Origin of the sequence: Kouleothrix sp., from assembly GCF_046328425.1 — a bacterium.
Classification (GTDB): domain Bacteria; phylum Chloroflexota; class Chloroflexia; order Chloroflexales; family Roseiflexaceae; genus Kouleothrix.
Genome location: NZ_JAXLWP010000021.1, coordinates 135,094 through 141,160 on the forward strand (window position 1 = coordinate 135,094; position 6,067 = coordinate 141,160).

Consider the following 6,067-nt stretch of genomic DNA (forward strand, 5'->3'; position numbering starts at 1 on the left):
GGGCGCCACCTGGGTTTGCCCTAATGTTTACAAATGTAGATCAGACTACAAGGAGGTCTTGCGTATGAAAGGGCTATTACGGCTTCTTGGTATCGCGGCGCTGGTCGGCTTCGCGGTGGTGGTGTATCGTGCAATCAAGCAGTATCGTGAGGATAGCGTGTTCGATTTAGGCGCCACGCCAAGCGCCAGCGGCGGCTTTGGCGGCGGCAAGCGCAGCATCAGCCCCGAGCTGCTGGCCATCCTGGCCGACCCGGGCGACAAAGGCCCGGTCGAGCTGGTCACCGATCCGTCGGGCAGCGAGTGGCTAGTGAACCGCCGCAACGGCTTCCGCTACCCTGTCGAGGATGGCATCCCGATCATGCTGCTGGAAGAGGGCGAGAAGAACCGCGACGAAAGCCTGATCAGCGGCTAGCGCTGCGGGCGGCAAACTGCGAGCGTCGGGGGCGGCAAAGCTGCCCCCGACGTTTTTGTGCGCAGCGCGGCAGGAAAACGCGGGCTATGTGCGTGTCGGCGTGGCGCGCGGCGCCGGGCTTGGCGTTGGCGCGCTCGGCGTGCGCGAAGGCACCTCGGTGGCGGTAGGCGCGGGCGTGGCGGTAGGCGCCGCCGGCGTAGGCGTGAGCGTCGGGATGATCGGGGTCGCGCTATTAAGGTCGGTGGCGGTATCGTTGGCGATATCGCCAAGGCGCTGCAGGAAGCGCTCGACGCGTGCCGAGCGGCGCTCGAGCTCGGCGAGCAGCGCGGCGCGCCCGGCCTCGGCAGTAGCGAACAGCGCCACCGCGTCGCGGCCGGCGCGGACATCGGCCACCAGCGTGGCGCTCTGAGCGGCGCTGGCGGCGCGCTCCTGGGCGAGCTGGTCGCGCAGGCCGGCGATCGCCTCCAGCTGGGCTTTGACTTCGCCCAGCGTCTCGTGATCGGCCGAGCTGCGGCTGTCGGCGGCGGCCACCTGCGTTTGCAGGCTGGCATTGGCTGCCTGAAGCGTTGCCACCTGCGCTGCGGCATCGGCCAGCTGCTGCGGCGTGGCCGGCGTGAAGCCGAGGTAGAGCAGCCCGACCGCGCCGGCAAGCAGCGCCAGAAACGTCGTGATCAGGATCACCAGGAGCGCGGCGAAGAAACGCCCGACGCAGCCGCCACGCGTGCGCGCGGGCGGTGGAGGCGCGGCCAGCGGGCCGGTGGCAGGCGGGGGCATGGCGGTACCAGGCTCGGGCTGCGGCGGGGTTTGTTCATCCATAGCTTATGGCAGCTCCTCGGCAATGCCAAGCGTGGTGGCGCCGCCTTTGTTGCTCTCGGCTGCGGGGGCGCCAGCGTACAGCGACCGCTCGGCGACGATTGGCTGAGTCGAGCGCACGGTCGCGGCGATCGCGACCTGGCCGGGGTACAGCTCGTGCACCGGCATGGTATAGCGCGACTCTTTGGGCATGATCACTGTCTGCGTGCTGGTCTTGCCGTCGGCGAGCACGAACTCGACCGCGACGCGCGCCTGGTTCGAGCCAGGGTTGCTGAGCAGCAGGTACTCTTGCACATTGTCGCTGGTGCGGCCATCGGCGAAGCGCCATGTATAGGCCGGCGAGGTCGCACCCAGGCCAGCGGTGCCGGCGCGCCCGCCGCGCCATGTGAGCGCGCGCTCGACCGCGACCGGCCGGTCGGCGGTGACGGTGGTGGCAATGCCAAGCTCGGGCACTACCTCGTTCACCGGGATGGACAGGCGCGTAGCCGGCGGGATGGCGTACTTGCGCACCAGCGAGGTGCCTGAGTCGGTCAGGAACTTCACCGCGACATTGGCCGGCTGGGCGTTGGGGTTGAGCACCAGGATCGTCATGGTGAAAGGTGGCTGGGTGGTGCCCTCGGCGAAGTACCACTGGCGCGAAAGCAGCGGCGTGCCGGGCGCGGTATCGAAGCCGCCGGTGGTGGCGCCGCTGCCGGGGCCAAAGATCATGGTGCGCTCGGCGACGATCGGCTCGGCGGCGATCACGCGCATGCCGAAGCTGCTGCCGGGCAGCTGGTCGCCCACCGTCACCACGGTGCGCGCGAGCGGAGCCACCTCGACCGACTGAATAGCGGTGGCGCCATCGCCTTGCATGTACGTGACGCTCGCCTTGACCCTGACAGCCTGCGGATTGAACAGCACCAGGTAGGTTTTCGAATCGCCCTCGGTGGAGCCCTCGGCGAAGTACCAGACGCGCGACGGCTGGCGCACGCCAGGGCCGCTGCTGATGTCGCTGCCGAAATCGAGGAAGCGCTCGGCGATCAGCGGGCCATTCGACTCGACGATCGCCGGCACCTCGCTGGTATCGTTGAACAGGTCGTTCACCACCAGGCTAGCGCGCCCGCCGGCAGCCACGCTGGCATCGCGCACAACCGCCGGGCCGGGTTGGCGCAGCAGGTTGAAGCGCACGCTGGCGGCGGCGGCGCCGGGGTTGAGCACCGAGAGCCGCTCGGCGAAGTTAAGCACGTTGCCCTCGGCGAAGTACCAGCGCGCGCGCACGGTGGCCTGGTCGGCGGCCTGGCGCAGCTGATCGAGCTGGCCGCGCAGATCGGCTGAGGGATCGGCGGCGCTCGGCACAGCCTCGGCGTGGGCGGCGATATTAGGCCGGCTGCTGGGTGCGGCGCCCTTGGCCGCCACAGCGTGCGTGCCGAGCGGCGCGATATCGTAGGCCTGGCCGAGCCAGGCGAGCAGCTGGATGAGCGCGGCCTGCTGCTGGCCCGAAGGCAGCGTGGCGCCGATCAGCGCCACGTGGATGGCCGCATCGCCGCCCGAGAAACGCTCGGCTGCGGCGCTCGGGCCGCCGTTGCGCCCGACATAGATCGCGCCGTCGCGGTCGACAATAAAGTGAAACGGCAGGTCGTCCCAGCCGAGCACCTGGGTGTCGTAGGCATCGAGCGCGCGCAGAAACGGCGGTGTGCTCACCACGTCGTCGGAACCGATCTGGTGCAGGATGATGCCGCGCGGGCGCTGGCGCACCACTGGCGCGCTGCTGGCGGGCGCGCCCCAGGCATCGCGCAGCAGCAGCGCGGGCGGCGGGCTGAGCGTAGCCGGGCCATACGGCGCGGGCACGCGCTGCTGCTCGGAGAGCCGGCTCGGGCCGGCGGTGGCGTTGATGTAGTGCAGCGTCAGCGCGCCGAGCACCGGCGAGGCGTTGGCCACGGTCGAGCGGAAGGTGGCCCGCAGCTGCAGCACCGCCATGCCGGCGGGAAACGGCCGCACCGACTCGAGCGCCTGCGCGCCGTCGTCCTGCGACTGAGCATCGCCCGGCACGAGCGGCTGCCACGGCGTCAGGTCTTCGTCTTTGGGCGACGTGCCGCCGCGGATCTCGAGCGTCAGGCTGGTGCCGGCAGGGATGTCGGCCTGCCATGTCGCGCCGACGGCGTTATACAGAAAGGCGGTGGTGCTGATCGCGGAGGTATACTCGGCCTGCTGGGCGCCGTCGGCCAGGCGCAGCTCGCCGCCGGCATTATTGCTGACGAACAGCCCGCCGCAGGTATCGCCGGGCCAGGCAGGCTGGCCACCGCAGGGGGCGGCGCGCCAGTCGGCCACCTTGCTGAGCGCAAGCTTGCCGATCTGCACCGCAATCGCGGGCTGGGCCGACAGCGCCGGGGCGCGCACGAGCGCGCCGCCCCCTGCCAGAACCGCCAAGATCAGAACTAGCAACACACGTCGCATGTCGTCTCCCGCATATGCAGCAGCCGGCGGCTACTGGGGCTTGAGCGCCTCGATTGTATAGTGGTTAGCCGAGTCGTACAGCAGCCAGCCGCCGGGGCTGCCCGAATCTTCGACGGCTTTGATCTGGGCGCGCACCTCGGCCGGGCCGTACTCGACGATCTCATTCTTGGGCACCCAGGTGAGCGTGAAATCTTGCAGCCACGGCCGCATCAGCGCGCGCTTGCCGCTGAGCTGCTCGAGGCCATGGGTCATGCTCTGGGCGATCATCTCGTAAGGGTGCTTGGCCGGCAGATCGAACCCGCCCGCGCCGGCCCAAAAATGCGACGGGTAGATCATCGGGCAGACATAGTCGGTATGCTGGCCCATCAGCTTGATATCCTGGCCGATCAGCGGCGAAGGCTCCCAGGCAGTCACGCCAAAGACATCGACCGACAGAAACGCGCCTGCTGCATTGATCGCGGCCTGCGACTGCGTGAGCATCTCGGCGATATTCTGGAACTTCTCGTCGTCGGTGGCATTCGGGCGCGAGAGCTTCAGGCGCGCCGCGTCGTTGGCGCCGAACTCAAGTGACGGGAAGCGGATGTAATCGTAGTTGATCTCGTCGAAGCCCATATGCGCGGCCTCGACCGAGAGCTGGATGTTGTAATCCCACACATTGCGGTTCCACGGGTCGAGCCAGGCGTAGCGGATGCCCGGGCCGGGGTAATCGGCGAACACCCCGCCATTCTGGCTGTCTTGTGCGGCCCACTCGGGCTTGGCGTCGGCGAGCACGTTATCGTGGCTGAAGATGTGCACGCGCGCGATTGTATAGATCCCGCGCTTCTTGGCCTCGGCCAGAATGGCCTTGAGATCCATATTGGGCCGCGAGGTGTGCAGCTCTTTGACGATCGGCACCTGCGAGTCGTAGTACACCAGGCCCAGGTCGTCGCGCAGGTCGGATTTCAGGTCGATCACGATCGCGTTCAGCTCGGTCTTGTCGATCGCGTCGAAGAACTTCATCAGCAAATTGTGGTTCGAGGCCACCGCCGCCGTGACATACAGCGACTTCGCGGCGAAGCGGTCGAGCTTGACCGTGCTTGGGATGCTGCCGGGCTTGATCTCGATCACGGCCTTGCTAAAGCCAGGCGCCAGCACCTGGATCACGCCCTGCTCGGGCACGCCGTCGAGCTGAAACGCGCCATCGGCGCTATTCTCAAGCCGCTGCACCGCCACCGCGTCGCTCTCGAGATTTGGCGACGCGATGACCGTAGCGTTTTTGATCGGCGCGCCGGTGGCGGCGTCGACAATCGTGCCCTTGAGCACGTCGGGGCGCAGCACGGCGTCGAGCGTGACCGCCTGCTCAAGCGGCTGCGTCAGCATCGCGAAGCCGTTGGCGCTGATCTGGATCGTGGCGCCGGGCGGCACCTGCTCGAGGCGGTATTTGCCGTCGGCGCCGGTGGTGGCCTTGACGGTATCGCCGGCCTGCACCAGCGCGCCGGGCACCGGCTGGCCAGTGTAGCGGTCGGTGACGACGCCGCTGAGCACATTCGGCCGGAGCGCGGTGTCGAAGCTCACCTGCTGCTTCAGGCGCTGCGACACGTCCTCGTGGTCGGCGGCGCTGAGCGTGAGCGTGAAGCTCTCGGGCACGCCTTCGAGCCGGTAGCCGCCATTGGCGGCAGTGGTGGCGCTGAGCGTATCGCTGGCCTTGACCAGCACGCCAGCCAGCGGCTGCTTGGTGTAGGCGTCGGTGACCACGCCGCTGACGGTATTCGGGCGCAGTGTCGCGTCGAGGGTGGCGGCGGGCTGGGCCGGCTTGGCCAGCTGCGGCTGATTTGCCAGCGCGATCGCGACTGGCTCGTAGCCGTCGGCGGCGATCTGCAGCGTGCCGCTGCTGCTCCAGCGCGCAAGCTGGTACTTGCCGCCGGCATCGGTGGTGGCCTCGGCGCCGCCGATGTTGATGCGCGCCGCTATCACCGGCTTGCCGGTGTATGCGTCGACGATTGTGCCATTCAGCGGCACGTCGGGGCCGCCGCAGGCGACCATAAGCACGGCCAGCGCGGCGCAAGCACACAGCCAGGCAGCCCGAAGCAGGTAGGTTCGAAAGATCGCCATGGTGAAGATCTACTCCCGATAGCGGCGGCGCGGCTGCGGAGCGCCGCGTCGTAGCTGTACCGCCGGCAGCCGCCGAAATTATTGTTTGCAACACCATCGGCCGCCAGCGCGGGCGATGGCCTATCATAAACGCCTGGCAGTGGGTTGTCAAGCACGCGAGCCGGGCAGCGCGAAAGCTGCATGTGTAAGGAGAAGCGCGCTTCTGCGCCGAGCGCTCTTCGCCCTCACCCCCAGCCCCGCTCTACCTGCGCGCGGGGCTGGGGCAGAGAATGGGCGAGCGGGGCGAGGCTCAGGGCTCGTGCAACGTCTGTCGACCCC

Annotated in this window: 4 protein-coding genes; 1 reads left to right on the forward strand and 3 read right to left on the reverse strand. The window is 68.4% G+C overall.

Going from position 1 to position 6,067, the window contains the following annotated elements:
* The first annotated feature begins 64 nt into the window (after nucleotides 1-64).
* Entirely contained in the window at nucleotides 65-412 is a 348-nt protein-coding gene (locus tag U0177_RS19490) for a Trm112 family protein (RefSeq protein ID WP_409572332.1), read from the forward strand.
* Between the two features lie 84 nt (nucleotides 413-496).
* On the opposite strand, the gene U0177_RS19495 is transcribed toward U0177_RS19490, so the two are convergent.
* Genes U0177_RS19495 through U0177_RS19505 form a run of 3 tightly spaced genes read right to left on the reverse strand, consistent with a single transcriptional unit; the run spans nucleotide 497 to nucleotide 5,749 of the window.
* The gene (locus tag U0177_RS19495) at nucleotides 497-1,228 is read right to left on the reverse strand and encodes a hypothetical protein (RefSeq protein WP_409572333.1); all 732 of its coding nucleotides are present in this window, start codon (nucleotides 1,226-1,228) and stop codon (nucleotides 497-499) included.
* A 3-nt stretch (nucleotides 1,229-1,231) separates the two neighbouring features.
* On the reverse strand, nucleotides 1,232-3,658 hold the full coding sequence (locus U0177_RS19500; protein ID WP_409572334.1) for a peptidoglycan recognition family protein: 2,427 nt from the start codon (nucleotides 3,656-3,658) through the stop codon (nucleotides 1,232-1,234).
* Between the two features lie 30 nt (nucleotides 3,659-3,688).
* A complete protein-coding gene (locus U0177_RS19505; RefSeq protein ID WP_409572335.1) occupies nucleotides 3,689-5,749 on the reverse strand; it encodes a putative glycoside hydrolase in 2,061 nt (686 codons plus the stop codon).
* Nucleotides 5,750-6,067: the final 318 nt, after the last annotated feature.